Origin of the sequence: Kitasatospora sp. NPDC098652, from assembly GCF_044760155.1 — a bacterium.
Taxonomy (GTDB): domain Bacteria; phylum Actinomycetota; class Actinomycetes; order Streptomycetales; family Streptomycetaceae; genus Kitasatospora.
Genome location: NZ_JBIWAQ010000006.1, coordinates 185342 through 201942, shown reverse-complemented (window position 1 = coordinate 201942; position 16601 = coordinate 185342). Strand labels below are relative to the sequence as shown.

Annotated in this window: 13 protein-coding genes and 1 pseudogene; 9 read left to right on the top strand and 5 right to left on the bottom strand. The window is 73.5% G+C overall.

From position 1 onward, the window contains the following. Positions 1–10: 10 nt before the first annotated feature. Positions 11–2302, bottom strand: a complete 2292-nt coding sequence (locus ACIQWA_RS16335; protein ID WP_402482842.1) for a SpoIIE family protein phosphatase — start codon at positions 2300–2302, stop codon at positions 11–13. Positions 2303–2732: 430 nt separating this feature from the next. Beyond that, a complete protein-coding gene (locus ACIQWA_RS16330; protein ID WP_402482839.1) occupies positions 2733–3248 on the bottom strand; it encodes an ATP-binding protein in 516 nt (171 codons plus the stop codon). Positions 3249–3749: 501 nt separating this feature from the next. On the opposite strand from ACIQWA_RS16330, the gene ureA reads away from it, so the two are divergent. The 5 genes from ureA to ACIQWA_RS16305 all read left to right on the top strand — a co-directional run bounded on the left by ureA (position 3750) and on the right by ACIQWA_RS16305 (position 9518). Then, complete coding sequence (gene ureA, locus ACIQWA_RS16325) at positions 3750–4460, top strand: urease subunit gamma (RefSeq protein WP_402482837.1); 711 nt, start codon at positions 3750–3752, stop codon at positions 4458–4460. Then, positions 4457–6178, top strand: coding sequence for an urease subunit alpha (locus ACIQWA_RS16320; RefSeq protein WP_402482834.1), 1722 nt, complete (start codon positions 4457–4459; stop codon positions 6176–6178). The genes ureA and ACIQWA_RS16320 overlap by 4 nt, the downstream gene beginning before the upstream one ends. Before the next feature lie 59 nt (positions 6179–6237). After that, on the top strand, positions 6238–7284 hold the full coding sequence (locus tag ACIQWA_RS16315; protein WP_360234814.1) for an agmatine deiminase family protein: 1047 nt from the start codon (positions 6238–6240) through the stop codon (positions 7282–7284). A 122-nt stretch (positions 7285–7406) separates the two neighbouring features. After that, the gene (locus tag ACIQWA_RS16310; protein WP_402482831.1) at positions 7407–8006 is read left to right on the top strand and encodes a TetR/AcrR family transcriptional regulator; all 600 of its coding nucleotides are present in this window, start codon (positions 7407–7409) and stop codon (positions 8004–8006) included. A gap of 861 nt (positions 8007–8867) precedes the next feature. Continuing rightward, entirely contained in the window at positions 8868–9518 is a 651-nt protein-coding gene (locus tag ACIQWA_RS16305; RefSeq protein ID WP_402482828.1) for a dienelactone hydrolase family protein, read from the top strand. A gap of 24 nt (positions 9519–9542) precedes the next feature. Here ACIQWA_RS16305 and ACIQWA_RS16300 read toward each other — a convergent pair. Both ACIQWA_RS16300 and ACIQWA_RS16295 read right to left on the bottom strand, forming a co-directional pair. Further along, a pseudogene (locus ACIQWA_RS16300) lies at positions 9543–9998 on the bottom strand (IS5 family transposase); the annotation flags it as partial. Positions 9999–10230: 232 nt separating this feature from the next. Continuing rightward, positions 10231–11778 (bottom strand): hypothetical protein, encoded by a 1548-nt coding sequence (locus tag ACIQWA_RS16295; RefSeq protein WP_402482826.1) that lies wholly within the window; start codon positions 11776–11778, stop codon positions 10231–10233. Positions 11779–12177: 399 nt separating this feature from the next. On the opposite strand from ACIQWA_RS16295, the gene ACIQWA_RS16290 reads away from it, so the two are divergent. The 4 genes from ACIQWA_RS16290 (at position 12178) to pth (ending at position 14900) form a co-directional block, all read left to right on the top strand. Further along, complete coding sequence (locus tag ACIQWA_RS16290; RefSeq protein WP_360234799.1) at positions 12178–12609, top strand: hypothetical protein; 432 nt, start codon at positions 12178–12180, stop codon at positions 12607–12609. A gap of 100 nt (positions 12610–12709) precedes the next feature. Further along, positions 12710–13372 (top strand): DUF3105 domain-containing protein, encoded by a 663-nt coding sequence (locus tag ACIQWA_RS16285; RefSeq protein ID WP_402482823.1) that lies wholly within the window; start codon positions 12710–12712, stop codon positions 13370–13372. 152 nt (positions 13373–13524) lie between these two features. Next, positions 13525–14151: a DUF305 domain-containing protein gene (locus tag ACIQWA_RS16280; RefSeq protein ID WP_402483319.1), complete on the top strand. Its 627-nt coding sequence runs from the start codon at positions 13525–13527 to the stop codon at positions 14149–14151. Between the two features lie 164 nt (positions 14152–14315). After that, complete coding sequence (gene pth / locus ACIQWA_RS16275; protein ID WP_402482821.1) at positions 14316–14900, top strand: aminoacyl-tRNA hydrolase; 585 nt, start codon at positions 14316–14318, stop codon at positions 14898–14900. Here pth and ACIQWA_RS16270 read toward each other — a convergent pair. After that, the gene (locus ACIQWA_RS16270) at positions 14887–16512 is read right to left on the bottom strand and encodes an MFS transporter (protein ID WP_402482817.1); all 1626 of its coding nucleotides are present in this window, start codon (positions 16510–16512) and stop codon (positions 14887–14889) included. The two genes, pth and ACIQWA_RS16270, sit on opposite strands and share 14 nt — an antisense overlap. Between the last annotated feature and the right edge of the window lie 89 nt (positions 16513–16601).

Sequence of the window (16601 nt, the reverse complement as noted above, 5' to 3'; positions counted from 1 at the left end):
CACGGGCCGGTCAGGCCACGCTCGTCCCGCTGAGCTCGAACCACATCCGCTTGCCGGACCCGCGCGGCTCCACGCCCCAGGCGTCCGCCAGCGCCTCGACCAGCATCAGCCCGCGCCCGGAGGAGGCCTGCTCCCCCGGGGTCCGGCGGGTCGGCCAGAGGTCCGACTCGTCCTCCACCTCGACCCGCAGCCGGGCCCGGCCGCCGTCCGAGACCGTCTCCCGGTAGAGCCGGGCGGTGAACATGGCGTCCCGGTCGGTGTGCCGGATCGCGTTGGTGACCAGTTCGGAGGAGAGCAGTTCGGCGGTGTCGATGAACTCGGCGACGCCCCAGCGGCGCAGCGCGTCGCGCAGCTCGGCGCGCACCTCGGCGACCCTGGCCAGGTCGGCCTGGCCGATCCGGCGGCGCAGCTGCTGGGCGGCCAGGCCTCCCTCGGGGCCGTCCCAGCGCAGCAGCAGGAGCGCTATGTCGTCCTCGCGCTCGCTGGAGTCGGCGGCCTGGGAGGTGATCCGGTCGGCCAGCTCCTCCAGCGGGTCGCGGGCCGCCTCGCCGGCCGTCGGCAGCGGACGGGCCATGGTCCGGGTGAGCCGGTCGATGCCCTCGTCCAGGTCGGTGCCGCGGGCCTCGACCAGGCCGTCGGTGCAGAGCAGCACCGTCTCGCCCGGGTCCAGGCTGAACCTGGTCACCCGGTACTCCTGGTCCGGGTCGATGCCCAGCGGCAGCCCGCCGGCCACCGGCAGCACGGCCGCGGTGCCGTCCGCGCGGCGCACCACCGGGTCCAGGTGGCCGGCCCGGACGGCGTAGACCACGCCGTAGTCCACGTTGACCTCGGCGTAGGTGCAGGTCGCGAAGTGGTCGGTGTCCAGGTCGGCGAGAAAGCGGGAGGCGCGGGCCATCACCGCGGCGGGCGGGTGCCCCTCCGCGGCGTAGGCGCGCAGCGCGATCCGCAGCTGGCCCATGATCCCGGCCGCGTGCACGTCGTGGCCCTGGACGTCGCCGATCACCAGGCCGACGTGCCCGCCGGGCAGCGGCACCACGTCGTACCAGTCGCCGCCGATCTGCAGTCCGGAGCCGGCCGCCAGGTAGCGCACCGCGGTGGTCACCCCGGGCACGGACGGGACGGTGCGCGGCAGCATCACCCGCTGCAGGCCGGCCGCCAGCTCGTGCTCGGCGTCGTGCAGCCGGGCCCGGGCCAGCGACTGGGCCACCAGGCCGCCCAGAGTGGACAGCAGGGTGCGCTCGTCCGCGTCCAGCTCGCGCTCGTCGTCGAAGCTGACCACGCAGACGCCGATCGCCCGGCCGCTGGCCACCAGCGGCAGGTACGCCCAGGAACCGCGGCCGGTGCGGCTGGTCCGCTCCCACGCGTCGGGGTGGCGGTCCCGGAAGTCCTCCCGGCTGGAGATGAAGACCGGGGCGCGGTGCCTGAGCGCCTCGCTGGCCGGGTGCCCGGCGGGCAGCACCGCCCGGTCCCAGACCGCGAGGGCCTGCGAGCGGTAGCCGGAGGCGCCGAGGATCCGGGTCCGGCCGGCTTCGAAGGAGGCCAGCACCAGACCGTCCGGCGGCAGTCCGGGCAGCGGCAGCTCGGTGAACACCCGGGCCACGTCACGCACGGTGACCGCCTCGGAGAGGGCGCGCGCGGCCTCCTTGATGAACCGGGAGCGCTCCTCGCGCAGCTGGGCCATCCGGTCGGCGCGGTCGCGCTTGTGCAGCTCGACGGTGGCGTCCCAGACGAAGCCCACCATCCGGGAGGCCCGGCCGAAGGCGTCCGCGAGCACCCGGCCGCGGAAGCGCACCGCGCGCATCGTGCCGTTCGGCCCGACGGTGCGGTAGTAGGCGCCGCACTGGCCCAGCTCGGCCACCGCGCGCTCGACCCGGCGGCGCACCACGGGCGCGTCCTCCGGGTGCAGCAGGGAGAGGAAGGAGGCGGCGGTGCGGTCGAAGCGGTCCCGCTCGACGCCGTCCAGTCCGATGATCGTGCAGGCCCGCTGGTCGCCCTCCAGGACGTCGCGGCGGATGTCCCAGTCGAAGGAGCCGATGCCGTTGGCGGCCATCGCGGGCTCCAGCCAGTCCGGCATGGAGTCGGCGGAGGAGGGCGGCAGCCCGCCGGACAGCACGGGCGCCAGCCGCCCGGAGGCGAGCACCGGGGGCGTGCGGACAGAGTTACGGCGGGTGGCCTGCGCGGGCGGGCGGGGAGCGGGCGGCTGGGGAGCGGGCGGGTGCGGCTCCACGGCGGGCAGGGGTCGTTCCACGGCGGGCGCGCCGGGAGGAAACGCCGGCCCCGGCGACTCGGGCTCAGTGGGCATGCTGCTCCTGCCGCTGCCGTGGCGGACCGCGCCGACCGTCCGGACGGGCCGCGTGGCGGTGTGATGGGTCGTGCTGGATCGGGCGGTGTCGACGGGCGGTGGTCAGTCGAGGTTCGGTCTCCCCGCTGCTTCCCGCACGTGGACACACATTCCCACCATCCTGTCCAATGTTCGGCCGAGCGGCAATGGCAACGGGCCGGAAATCTTGCGCTCAGCCTTGTGTTCAGGGCTTGCTTCGAGAACGGATCAATCGGGGGCGAACAATCGTACCGGTGTCGCGTCCGGATTCGCCGACCGGCCGCGGCGGGCCCGGTGGACCGCGGGTGACGGCCGTCGGTTGCGGCCGCGGGCTACGGCCGCGGGCTACGGCCGCGGGCTACGGCCGCGGGCTACGGCCGTCGGTTGCGGCCTCGGGCTACGGCATCGCGGGTTACGGCATCGCGAGCTCGAACCAGGTGACCTTGCCGTCGCCGCGCAGCTGCACGCCCCAGGAGTCCGCCAGCGCCTCCACCAGCAGCAGCCCGCGCCCCGAGGTCGCGTACTCGGCCTCCGGATCGCGCCGCCGCCCGGGCAGCCGGCTCGCGCCGTCCTGCACCTCGACCCGCAGCCGGCTGTCCGTATCCAGCACCGCGTCGAAAACCGCGCCCTTGCCGGTGTGCTGCAACGCGTTGGTGACCAGCTCGGACGTGAGCAGCTCGGCGGTGTCGGACAACTCCGGCACCCCCCAGTGGCTCAGCGCCGTGCGCAGCCGGTGCCGCACCGCGCCCACCGCGACCAGGTCGGCCGGTTCGAGCGTCAGGTGCAGCCGGCGGTGCAGCGCGCACCCCGGGGCCGACGCACCCGGTAGGGCCGTTCCGGCGCCGACGACCGGGCCCTGGGCCGGCCCGGACCGGTAGGCGTCGCCCGAACTCGTCCGCTGCCGCGGGAATCGCGACTGACCGTCCATCAACAGATGCCCCCGCCCTCAAATCCGGGCCCCCGCCTCCGGATCCCCCGCCGGCCGGGTGGCCCCCTCGTACTGAACCACCATCCTCATGCCCAGTTGACGGCGTTTGCAACAGTGTGCGTCCGATCACGTGGGGTGAAAGGGGCACGGGGAGGTTCACGTGATCCAACTGCCCGCGCCGGACAGGTTTGCGAAGCGCAGAGGGTGCTTTCGAGACCGCCCCCACCCGATCCCGCGCACACCCGGCGCCCGTACGGACCGTGCGCGGGGCCGCGCGCCCCCGGCCTCGCCACCGCCGCGCGCCGCCCGCTGGGGGTCGGGACAGCCGACCACTCACCCCCGTCGCCCGCCCGGGAAGCCGAAGGCCCCGGAAGCGGCAACGCTGGACATGGAGCCCCGGTGCGGGTTCAATGAGCCGAGATGTTTGAACGTCGTTCTAACATCATCCGGAAGCCCAGGGCCCCGAACCCACCCCTCCCCGGCGACCGCGAGCGAGGAACCGTGCGACTGACCCCCACCGAGCGGGACCGGCTGCTGATCTTCACAGCAGCCGAACTGGCCCGCGCCCGCCGCGCCCGGGGCGTGCGCCTCAACGTCCCCGAGGCGACCGCCCTGATCGCGGACACCGTCTGCGAAGCCGCCCGCGACGGCCGGCGCCTCGCCGAGGCCATCGAGGCCGGCCGCTCCGTCCTCACCGCCGCCGACGTGCTGCCCGGCGTGCCCGACGTGGTCACCGTCGTCCAGGTCGAGGCCGTCTTCGAGGACGGCACCCGGCTCGCCGTCGTCAACGACCCCTTCAAGGGCGCCGGCTCGCTCGGCGACGAGGCCCCCGGCGGCGCGCTGATCGGCGCCGGCGCCGGCTACGACCCGGTCGAGGAGACCCTGCTCATCCCCGTCCACAACACCTCCCGGGTGCCGATCTCGGTCACCTCCCACTTCCACTTCTTCGAGGCCAACCCGCGCCTGGCCTTCGACCGCGCCGCCGCCTACGGCACCCACCTGGCCGTCCCGGCCGGCTCCTCGGTGCGCTTCGACCCCGGCGCCACCGTCGAGGTCGGCCTCGTCCCGATCGGCGGCGCCCGCGTCGCGATCGGCTTCGCCGGACTCGTCGACGGCCCCCTGGACGCCCCCGGCGCCAAGGACGCCGCCCTCGCCAAGGCCCGTGCCACCGGCTACCTGACCGACTTCGACGACCAGGAGGTGCCCTCGTGAGTTCCATCTCCGCCCACGACTACATCTCCGTGCACGGCCCCCGGGCCGGCGACCGGATCCGGCTCGGCGACAGCGGACTGATCGTCCGCGTCGAATCCGACTCCCAGGCCCCCGGCGACGAATTCCTGGCCGGCTTCGGCAAGACCGCCCGCGACGGCCTCCACCTCAAGCCCGCCGCCGTCCGCGACACCTGCGACGTGGTGATCAGCAACGTGCTGGTGATCGACGCCGTCCAGGGCATCCGCAAGACGTCCATCGGCCTGATCGGCGGCCGGATCGCCTCGATCGGACGGGCCGGCAACCCGGACACCCTGGACGGCGTCGACGTGGTCGTCGGCACCGGCACCACCATCGTCTCCGGCGAAGGCCTGATCGCCACCGCCGGCGCCATCGACACCCACGTGCACCTGCTCTCGCCGCGGATCATGGAGGCCTCGCTCGCCTCCGGCGTCACCACCGTCATCGGCCAGGAGTTCGGCCCGGTCTGGGGCGTCGGCGTCAACTCCCCCTGGGCGCTGCGCCACGCCTTCAACGCCTTCGACGCCTGGCCCGTCAACATCGGCTTCCTGGGCCGCGGTTCGTCCTCCGACGAGGCCCCGCTGGTGGAGGCGCTGGCCGAGGGCGGCGCCTGCGGCTTCAAGGTGCACGAGGACATGGGCGCGCACACCCGCGCACTGGACACCGCGCTGCGCGTCGCCGAACAGTACGACGTCCAAGTCGCCCTGCACACCGACGGATTGAACGAATGCCTGGCGGTCGAGGACACCCTGCGCGTCCTGGACGGCCGCACCGTCCACGCCTTCCACATCGAAGGCTGCGGCGGCGGACACGTCCCCAACGTGCTCAAGATGGCCGGCGTGCCGAACGTCATCGGCTCCTCCACCAACCCCACCCTGCCCTTCGGCCGGGACGCCCTCGGCGAACACTTCGGCATGATCGTCTCCGCGCACGGCCTCAAGACCGACCTGCCCGGCGACGCCGCCATGGCCCGCGACCGCATCCGGGCCGGCACCATGGGCGCCGAGGACGTGCTGCACGACCTCGGCGTCATCGGCATCACCTCCTCCGACGCCCAGGGCATGGGCCGGGCCGGCGAGACGGTGCGCCGCACCTTCGCCATGGCCGGCAAGATGAAGGCCGAACGCGGCCCGCTGGACGGCAACGGCTCGTACGGGACCACCGAGAGCGGCGACGACAACGAGCGCGTGCTGCGCTACATCGCCAAACTGACCATCAACCCGGCCATCGCCCACGGACTCGCCCACGAGGTCGGCTCGATCGAGATCGGCAAGCTCGCCGACATCGTGCTCTGGCGCCCCGACCACTTCGGCGCCAAGCCGCAACTCGTCCTCAAGGCCGGCTTCCCCGCGTACGGCGTCACCGGCGACCCCAACGCCTCCACCGACCGCTGCGAACCCCTCGTCCTGGGGCCCCAGTTCGGCGCCCACGGCGCCACCGCCGCCGACCTCTCGGTCGCCTTCGTCGCCCAGGCGGCCGCCGACGCGGCCCACCCCGACCGACCCGCCGACGGACTCCCCACCCGCCGACGCCGGGTCGGCGTCCGCGGCACCCGCGGCATCGGGCCGCGCGACCTGGTGCGCAACGCCCGCACCGGCCACGTCGACGTCACCGAAACCGGACTGGTCTCGCTCGACGGCGCACCCCTGCGCTCCGAACCCGCGGACAGCGTCTCGCTCAGCCGCCTCTACTTCCTCTGACCCCCCTGCCCCGCCCCTTTCCCCTCCTTTTCTCTTCCCCCCTCTTCCTCAAGGATCCGATGATGACCACCCCCACGCCCGCCTCCCTCGGCTACCGGATGCCCGCCGAGTGGCACCCCCACGAGCGCACCTGGATGGCCTTCCCCACCACCAACCCCACCTTCGAGACCCCCGAGCAGCTGCACGCCGGCCGCCAGGCCTGGGCCGCCGTCGCCGACACCATCGTCCGGTACGAGCCGGTCACGCTGATCGTCAACACCGGTGAGACCGCCGACGCCCGCCGGTACGTCTCCGAGGCCGTCGAGATCGTCGAACGCCCGCTCGACGACGCCTGGATGCGCGACATCGGCCCCTCGTTCGTGATCGACGGCAAGGGCTCACTGGCCGCCACCGACTGGATCTTCAACGGCTGGGGCGCCCAGTCCTGGGCCCGCTGGGACAAGGACCAGCACGTCGCCGAACACATCAGCGAACTGACCGGCGTCCAGCGCTTCGCCTCCCGGCTGATCAACGAAGGCGGCGGCATCCACGTCGACGGCGAGGGCACCGTCCTCGTCACCGAGACCGTCCAGCTCGGCGAGGGCCGCAACGCCGACTGGACCAAGGAGGACGTCGAGGCCGAACTGCACGCCCACCTCGGCACCACCAAGGCCATCTGGCTGCCCCGCGGACTCACCCGCGACTACGACGAGTTCGGCACCCGCGGCCACATCGACATCGTCGCCTCCTTCGTCCGCCCCGGCGTCGTGGTCGCCCACGTCCAGCCCGACCCGGCCCACCCCGACCACGAGGTCTGCCAGGAGCTCGTCGCCGTGCTGCGCGCCGCCACCGACGCGCAGGGCCGACAGCTGGAGGTCATCGAACTGCCCGCCCCCACCGTGCTGTTCGACGAGGACGGCGAGCCGGTCGACTACTCCTACATCAACCACTACGTGGCCAACGGCGCCGTCGTCCTGTGCGCCTTCGACGACCCGCGCGACCAGGAGGCCGCCGACATCCTCGCCAAGGCCTACCCCGGCCGCACCGTCGAACTCGTCGACGCCCGCGAGATCTTCGCCAACGGGGGCGGCATCCACTGCATCACCCAGCAGCAGCCCAAGGCCTGACGCCGGGGGTGCCGGAGCGGGGGCGACTCCCCCGCTCCGGTACCGTTCGGACCTCCACCACTACCCCGTCCCGCCTGTCTCCCCCGCCCCACCCGTTCCGCCCGTCAGGAAGCAGCCCCGCCATGGCCGACCCCCGCCCGCGCCGCCCTGCGCGCCCCCGCGAGGAGGTCTACGCCACCGCCCGGGCCGCGATCGCCGAACACGGACTCGCCAAACTCACCATGGCCGGGCTCGGCAAACAGCTCCAGATGAGCGCCGGGCACCTGCTCTACTACTTCGGCAGCAAGGACCAGCTGCTGCTGGAAACCCTCCGCTGGAGCGAGGACCAGCTGGGGGCCCGCCGCCGCGAAGCCCTCGCCGACCCGGCCCTCGACCCCTGGCAGCGCCTCGACGCCTACCTGCGGCTCTACCTGGCCGAAGGCCCCGGCGACCCGCGCTGGATCCTCTGGGTCGAAGTCTGGGGCCGCTCCCCCGCCAGCGCCGAACTCCGCCAGGGGCAGCAGGAGATCGAGGTCCCCTGGCAGGCCGACCTGGTCGCCCTCATCGAGCAGGGCACCAGCACCGGCCACTTCACCCCCGGGCCGGCCGCCGACCGCGCCGGCCAACTCCGCGCCCTCCTCGACGGCCTGGCCGTCCCCATCGCCATCGGCCTCCCCGGCGCCCACCACGCCGCCGCCCTCACCCAGGCCACCGCCGTCGCCACCATCCTGCTCCGCGCCTGACGCAGCCAGCCCGCCTGCCGCTGCGGCCCACCCGCCTCCCTGCACCGGAAGTCGGCCGGGCCGACTTCCGGTGCTGCACTCGCCGGCCCGCCCGGGCACCCCCGCGCGGCGCGCGCCCCTTCGGGAAAATATGCAGACCGATCTACTGGCTGGGTGGCCTGCCAAGCCCCGTTCTCGCGCAGCACACCCCGCGTGAATCTGTAGATCGGTCTACTGACTCACTGGCCTCTCGCCCCCGCCGCCATCCCGCCCCGCGCCAAAAGTCGACCCGGCCGACTTCCCGTACGGCCCACGAAGCCAACTGGACCGACCGGTCTACAGATTCACCAGCCTCTCCGCTCCGCCACCACCCTGCCCGCGCCAAAAGTCGACCCCGCCGACTTCCCATGCAGCACACCCAGGGATAGACCGACCGGTCTATAGATTTTCGCCGGCCGCGCTCGCCGCCCCTGCACCAGAAGTCGGCCCAGCCGACTTCTGGTGCCCAGAGCGCCAGGGCCGGGACGAACGAGCTGCGGCCATCGGCACGACGCTCGCCCGTCGATCCCTCGGCCCGTCGACCCCTCGACCCCTCGGCCCGTCGACCCCTCGGCCTCTGCCCGACCTGATGTGAGAGGGCTGCGGCATCCAATGCACCGGGGACTACGGAAGTGCTTTGGGGTGGGGGTGAGTCGGCAAACGGCTCGGCTAGCCTGAGGGCGCCTGCGGCCAGGCTGCGGGAACTCTTTGCTACTCGTCTGGGGGACAACCATGTCGGATCCTGCGTCGGTTTCTGCTCGTTGGACGCGCTTGCCCGAGGGGCCGGACGTCTATGTGGCCACGCCACTGGCGCAGGAGCCTCGGGCGACCGTGGTCGTTGGCATGGAACTGTTCGGCGTTACACCCTGGGTGGGGAAGGTCTGCGAGCGGCTGGCAGCAGCCGGTTACTTGGCGATCGCCCCGGACTTCTACTGGCGTCAGTCACGCCGCGCCGAACTCGGCTACGACGATGCCGGGCGCCAGGAGGGTTTCCGGCTGCTCGGTCACCTGACACGCGAGGGTGTCGCGGACGATACCGAAGCGTCCCTCGCGGCTGGTGCGGAATTGGGTGCCGGGGCTGGCCGCGCGTTCGTCGGGTTCTCCCTTGGTGGTCACCTCGGTGTCCTCGCGGCCACGCGTCTGCCGCTGGACGTGGTCGTCAGCTGCTACGGCGGCTGGACCCTGGACGGCGGGATTCCGCTGGCCGAGCCGCAACCGCCTCTGACTCCCCAGGGCGCGGCATCGGTGGCCGCACACGGCACGATGCTGCTCGGTCTCGTGGGTGGACAGGACTTCCTGATCTCCATGGTCGAGTGGCAGCGTCTGGGGCAGCGTCTTGAGCAGGCCGGTGTGCGTCATGAGCTGATCGACTATCCGGCTGCCCAGCATGGCTTCCTGTGTGAGGACCGTCCCGAGAGCTACGACGCGGACGCGTCCGGCGACGCCTGGAAGCGCATCCTCAAGGCCCTGGCCCAGCTGCCTCACCAGGGCTGATCGTCCGGCGGTGATCACTCTGGCCATCGGCTTCTGCCCTTGTTCGACGGCCAGGTGCGGCTTGGTGGTCAGACCGCCGCGCGAACGGCCCAGACCGTAGTCGTCAGGCTCGATGCCGATCCCACCAGGCGGTTCCTTTCGCAGAGCCCCCCTTTTGCGTGCCCCGACAGCATGCTGGTGGGCCCGAGAGACAGTGGAATCGACGTTGATGCCCCAGGTGATGAGCCCCTTGTCATCGGCCTGGGCCTGCGGTGCGGCGAAGATCCGCTGCCACGTGCCGTCCCGCTGCCAGCGCCGGAACAGGTCGTACACCCGACTCCAGGGACCGTATCGTTCCGGGACATCGCGCCAAGGAACACCGGTGCGGGTCCGGAACCTCATGCCGTCGCTCAACTGCCGCCCGGTACATATGGGCGGCCGCCCCGGCTTCGCACCCTTGGGCAACAACGGTTCCAGCGGGACCCACTGCGTATCCGTCAGATCTCCACGCGCTACGAAGCAAGATCATCTCACCTTGAGATCCGCTTCCGAAGCGCGCCCCAGCACGGAGCTGGTTGAGCCAGAAGTCGACTGGGTCGACTTCTGGTGCACGGGGGCTGGTCTCTCAGCCCGACTGCCCGCCGAGAAAGCATGCCCCCCCGATAGGCAGCGGGCTCCGTAGGGGGGCTGCACTGGAAGTCGGGTGGGCCGACTTTTGGTGCGTCGGGGTTGGTCATTCGGTCCAGATGGCGGCGGCGGTGCGGTCGTCGGCGTAGCCCTTGGCGCGGACCTGGACCTGGCGGAGGAAGTCGACGGTGCCCGGGGGGTGGGGGTGGGCCCAGTGGGAGGAGAGGAAGTGGGCGACGGCCGGTTCGTCGGCGATCGGGCGGGACAGGCCCGGGGTGCAGAGGAGCAGGATGTCGCCCGGGGTGGCCGGGACGAGGCGGAAGCGGAACGGGCGCGGGTCCGGCACGGGGGCCTCCGGGACGGGCGGCTGACCGTCCGGGTGGTGGAGCAGCCGGGCCGCGTAGGCGTCGATCCAGTGGCCCGAGCGCAGCAGGTAGAGCCCACCGGGACCGACGCCGAAGGCGGCGCGGTAGCCGGCCGCCGGGTCGAGCGACACCAGCAGGCAGTGCAGCGAGGCCGGGGACGGGCTGTCGTCCCCCTCCGCCCGGGGCGCGAGGGCCCGCAGTGGGGCGGCCGCGCCGGTGGCCAGGCGCTGGAGGCCGTAGCGAAGCCGGTCGCGGGCACCGTCGCGCAGGTCGGCGGCGAGGCCGGCCCGGCTGCGCCCGATGGCGGCGGCGAGCTGGCGGCAGGCCTCACCCGCCCCGGCAGCGACGGCCTGCGGGGTGAGTGACCCGTCCTCGGCGCCGCCGGTGCGCTCGTAGCCGGCCAGGACGGCGAGCAGCAGCCCGTCGGGCCCGTCGCCGAACCTGGTGACCAGCAGGCCGTCCCGGCGCGGCTCGCCGCGGTAGCGGGCGGAGTCGCCGCGGACGGAGACCGCGCGCAGCACGGTCGTCCCGTACTGGGCGCCTTCGAGCGCGGTGTCCGGCACGACGGTGTCGAGGGCGTCGGGGTCGGCCTCCGGTACGGCGGTCGGCTCGGGGCCGTAGGTCGGGGGGCGTTCGCCGACGTGGGGGACGGTGGGAGGGGTGGCGGCGAGCGGGGTGCGGATGGCGAGACGCGGGTCGGGGGCGGGGGCGGGGGCGGGGGCCACGGGTTCGGGTTCGGGGGCGGGGTCGGGCTGCGGCGCGTGGTCGGGTTCGGGTTCAGGAGTTGGGGCGGGGGCGGGTTCGGGGGCGGGCTTTTCCAGGGAGACCGGGGTGGGCGGCTCCTCGGGCTCCAGCTCCAGCTCGGGCTCGGGCTCCGGCTCCGGCTCCGGCTCGGGCTCCGGCTCGGGCGTCCGCTCGGGCTCCGCCGCGCGGGGCTCGTCGGCCGCGGCGGAGGGCGCGGGCGGCTGCTCGGTCTCGGTCGAGCTGCGCTGGCGCCCGATGCCGCCGGCGCCCTCGATGACGCCGAGCGCGTCGTCGAACCAGTCGTCGATGCTGTCCCGTTCGGCCGCAGGCTCCTCCACGGCTGCTGCCCCGGGTTCCGCCTCCGGTGGTGCGGTGCGCTGCGGCCCGATCAGTCCGGCCGCCGTGTCGAACCAGTCGTCGACGCTGCCGGCGCCCGGGTCGGCGTGCGGGGTGTCGGGGAGGGTGCCCGCCGGACCGTCGTAGACGGTGTCCCACCAGCCGTCGTCGGGCCGGGGCGGCTGTGCGGGTGCACCCTGCTTGCTCATCTGGCGGCTCCTGGTCGGTCCGTGGTCGCGCCGCCCCCGGCGGGGCCGGACTGGCGTCATTGTCTCCAAGTGCAACGACCGTGTCCGGGTTTCGGCGACAACCGGTCACCGATCGGATCTTCCCGGCCACCGCGCTCACCTGCCGGTTCGTGACCGTCCGGGCGGCCGGGCGGGGCGGGTGTCACCGACTCGTTCGCTCCCGTTCCGTCCCTGCTTGCCGGTTGTGCCCCGAGCAGGGCGTTTCCTGGACATTGCGGGGTGTTGGGGGGCGAAAATGAGGGCCGAGGAGGGGCACCGCTTCACCCGTTCGGCTGATTAAATGTGCGCATGACCGCGTCGGCCCCGAGCTCACCCCGACCGGGGAGGGCCGCACCGACGGGCCGCCCGGCGGGTGTGCTGTTGGTCCTGTTGCTGGTCGCGCTGTTGTCCGCGCTGCCGTGTTCGGGCCTGGCGAAGGCGGACGCCCCTGTCCGCTCCGGCCCGGCCCCGGTGAGCGCCGTGTCGCTGGTGAGCGCGGCGGACGCCGTCGCACCGGCGCCGCACGGCCGCGACGCCGTCCGGGCGTCCGACCACCAACGGTTCGGGGAACCGCAGGAGCACTGGATCCTGTGCACCGCCGACGGCCAGCCACCGCGCAACAACGGCTGCTCCAGCCACCCGTTCTGCCCGCAGGACGCCCAGTTGCCGAACCCGCCGCCGCATCCGCAGCCCGCCGTGCTGCCGTTGGCGGTGCCGACGCCCGAGGCGCTGCCCCGGGCGGTGCCCGCGGGTCTGCTGGACGGTCCGCGTCCCGCGCCGGATCTGCACGAACTCCAGGTCCACCGGTCCTGAGCGGAACCCACCGCCGACGCTCCCGCCGGCGGGTCCGCCCCTCCCCCACTACAGCCGACCGCCGCCACAGCCGTGCGCGGCGGGGACAAGGACGACCATCATGGGTTCCGCCTCCAAGCAGTCCAACAAGCCCGGTGCCAAGGGCAACGCCGACCGCCGCACCCGGATCGCCGAGCTGCGCGCCGCCGAGCAGCGGCGCGACCGCCGCAACAAGGTGATCGCCTCGGTGGCCGCCGGTGTGCTGGTGGTTGGTGCGATCGGCACCGCCACCTGGTTCGTCATGGACCAGAACCAGAAGAAGAAGGACCGCGTGGCCGCCGCCAACGCGGACATCCCGGGCGTGAAGACCTTCGGCGACCTGAGCCGCAACCACGTCAAGGACAAGGTCAACTACCCGATGACCCCGCCGGTCGGCGGCGACCACAACGCGGTCTGGCTGGACTGCATGGGCCACGTCTACGACCAGCCGGTCGAGAACGAGCGCGCCGTCCACTCGCTGGAGCACGGCGCGGTCTGGGTGACGTACAACGGCAAGGCCACCCCGGACGACATCAAGACCCTGTCCGACAAGGTCAAGAACACCCCGTACTCGCTGATGAGCCCGTACCCGGACGAGCAGGGCACCATCACCCTGAACGCCTGGAGCACCCAGCTGGTCGTGGACAGCGCCAGCGACCCGCGGGTCAGCCAGTTCTTCACCAAGTACGTCCAGGGCAAGCAGACCCAGGAGCCCGGTGCCTCCTGCACGATGGGGCAGATGTGACCGCCGAGGGGGCCCGCCCCGAGGACGTCCCGGGGGCGGGGGCCGAACCGGCCGGGACTGCGAACACGGCCGGGGCCGCGGACGCGAACGGGGCCGCGGACGCGACCCCGGCCGGGGCGGCGGATACGGCCGCCCGTCCGGGCCGTCGGCGGATGTGGTGGCCGGCCGCGCTGGCCGCCGCGGTGGCGCTGGCGCTCGGGGTGCCGGCCCTGGTGGCGGGTTCGACCACGGCCTCCGGCTCCTCCTCGGTGGCCGTCCCGGCCGACGACTCACCCGAGGCCGGGTTCGCCCGCGACATGGCGACCCACCACCAGCAGGCGGTCGACCTGTCGTTCATCGTCCGGGACCGCACCAGCGACGAGCCGACCCGCACCCTGGCCTTCGACATCATCAACACCCAGGCCAACCAGCGCGGGATGATGATGGGCTGGATCGACCAGTGGGGGCTGTCGCAGCACTCGCCGGCCAAGCCGATGGCGTGGATGGGCCACGACTACCAGGCCCACGACGGTTCGCTGATGCCCGGCATGGCCACCAACACCCAGCTGGCGAAGCTGCGTTCGCTCAGCGGGCGGGACGCCGAGGTGTACTACCTGCAGCTGATGATCGAGCACCACAAGGGCGGCGTCGAGATGGCCCAGGGGTACGTCGACATGGCGAAGAACGACGTCGAGAAGCGGCTGGCCCAGTCGATGGTGGTCGCCCAGACCTCCGAGGTGGAGCTGATGACCGGCATGCTCAAGGAGCGCGGCGCCGCCCCCGGCGTTCCCGCGTCCTGACACCTGCTGTTCCCGCTGTTCTGCCGCTGTTACCGCTGTTCCCCGCTGTTCCCCCGTTGTCACGTTCCCCCGTTCTCCCGGACGGCCGGGGCACGCGGGCGGTCCCGTACCGACCCGCACCGCGCCCCGGCCGTCCGCCGTTCCACCGCACCTGGAGTTCCCGGATGACCCCTCAAGCGCCCTGGCTGATCGTCGGGCTGGGCAACCCCGGCCCCTGGTTCCGGACGACCCGGCACAACGCCGGCTTCCTGGCCGTGGACCGGCTGGCCGAACGGCACGGCGCCCGGTTCCGGCGGCGCGGGATCGGCGGCACGGTCGCGGAGATCGAGCTGGACGGGCGGCGGGTGCTGCTGGCCAAGCCGCAGTGGTTCATCAACCTGTCCGGCCGTCCGGTGTCCGGCCTGATGCGCCGGTACGGGGTGCCGGTGGACCGCCTGGTGATCGTCCAGGACGACCTGGACTTCGCTTACGGCTCCGGCAAGTTGAAGCGCGGCGGCGGGCCGGGCGGGCACAACGGGGTCCGTTCGGTGGGCGACGTGCTCGGCACCCGGGAGTTCATCCGGCTGCGCTTCGGCATCGGTCGCCCGCCGAAGGGGCAGAGCGTCGGCGACTACGTGCTGAAGAAGTTCACGGACGAGGAACTGGCCGCGATGCCGGCGGTGTTGGAGCGCTGCGCGGACGCCCTGGAGACGCTGGTGCGGCTCGGCCTGAGCCGGGCCCAGGACGCCCTGAACGTCAGCGCGCCCTGAGGCCCTTCGGGCCGCCGAAGCCCGTACGGTCGGGGCCTGGCCGGTCGGGGCCTGGTCGGTCGGAGCCCGCCCGATCAGGGCCCGTACGGTCGGGGCCGTTCCGGCGCCCGGTCGGGCGGCTCAGGGCGATGGCCGCCACCGCGACCGCCGCGAGGGCGACCAGCACCGTCCGCCCACCGGACGCCGCGCCCGCCAGGTGGACACCGAGGACGGACAGCGCCATGCCGAGCGCCGTGCCGAGGCTGCGCGCCATGTTCACCATGCCGCCGCCGACGGCCGAGCACTCCGCCGGGACCGCCCGCATCACCAGGGCGTTGTTGGCCGGCAACAGCAGCCCCAGCCCGTACCCGGCGACCAGCAGCGGGACCGCCACCGCCGCGCCCGAGACCGGCAGCACGGCGAACAGCAGCAGTCCGGCGGCGGCGAGGCCGGCGCCGAAGCGGCACCGGGCGACGTCCGACCAGCCCCGGGGCAGCAGCCCGCCGCCGACCGTCGCGGCGACCGCGAACGCGGCGGGCAGCAGGGTGACCACCAGGCCCGCGGCCGCCGTCGAGACGCCCGCGCCGGTGAGCAGCACCGGGCCCAGCACGAGCGGGCAGAACAGCAGCAGGTAGCCGATCAGCGCGACCGTCAGCCCGGACCGCACGCCCGGGGTGTTGACCAGCCCGGGCGCCAGGACCGGCCGGGCCGCCCGCCGCTCCTGGCGCACCAGTGCCAGGGTGAGCAGGGCGGCGGCCGCCAGCAGGACGGCGACGACCCAGCCGGGCAGCGGCAGGCCGGAGGCGGTGGAGAGGGCGAGCAGCAGCGAGGTGGTCGCCCCGGTGAGCAGCAGCATGCCGGGCAGGTCGAAGCGGGGCTCGGAGCGCGTGTGGTGCTCGGGCCCGCCGGGTACGGAGCCGTGGGGTGCGGAGCTGCGGGGTGCGGGAACGGCGGCGGGAACGGTGGTCGGCCCGTCGGCCCCGGCCCCGGTCCGGGCGCGGGTGCGGGTGCGGGTGCGGGGCAGCAGGTACCAGCCGGCCACGATGCCGAACACCGCGATCGGCACGTTGACCCAGAACACCCACTGCCAGGAGGCGTGCTCCACCAGCAGCCCGCCGAGCGTCGGCCCCAGCGCCAGCCCGAGCCCCTGGGCGGCGGCCTGGATGCCGAGCGCGCGCCGCATCGCGTACTCGGGGACACCGCGGGCGACCAGGGCGACGCTGTTGGCCTGCATCATCGCGGCGCCGACGGCCTGCACGGCGCGGCAGCCGACCAGGATCCACAGGCTGCCGGCGAGTCCGGCGCCGAGGGAGGAGAGGCCGAAGACGGCGAAACCGCCGATGTACATGGTCTTGCGGCCGACCAGGTCGGACAGCCAGCCGATCGGGGCCAACAGGGCGACCAGGACGAGCAGGTACGCGAGGGCGACCCATTCGACGGCGGCGAAGCCCGCGCCGAAGTGGCGGCCGAGGGCGGGGAAGACCAGGGCGATGACGCTGGCGTCGAGCTGGCCGAGGAAGGCGCCGAGGCAGACCGTGCCGACGGCCAGCCAGTGGGCGTGGCGCCAGCCGGCTATGCCTCGGGGCCGGGGCCGCTCGGTGAGCAGGCGCGCGGTGAGGGCGGTGGCGTTCATGCCACTAATATATCGGATACAGATATGTTCTTTCTACGAGCTGCTCGCCCTGCGATACGAAACATCTCGTGGTGCGCCCACCCCGCGTC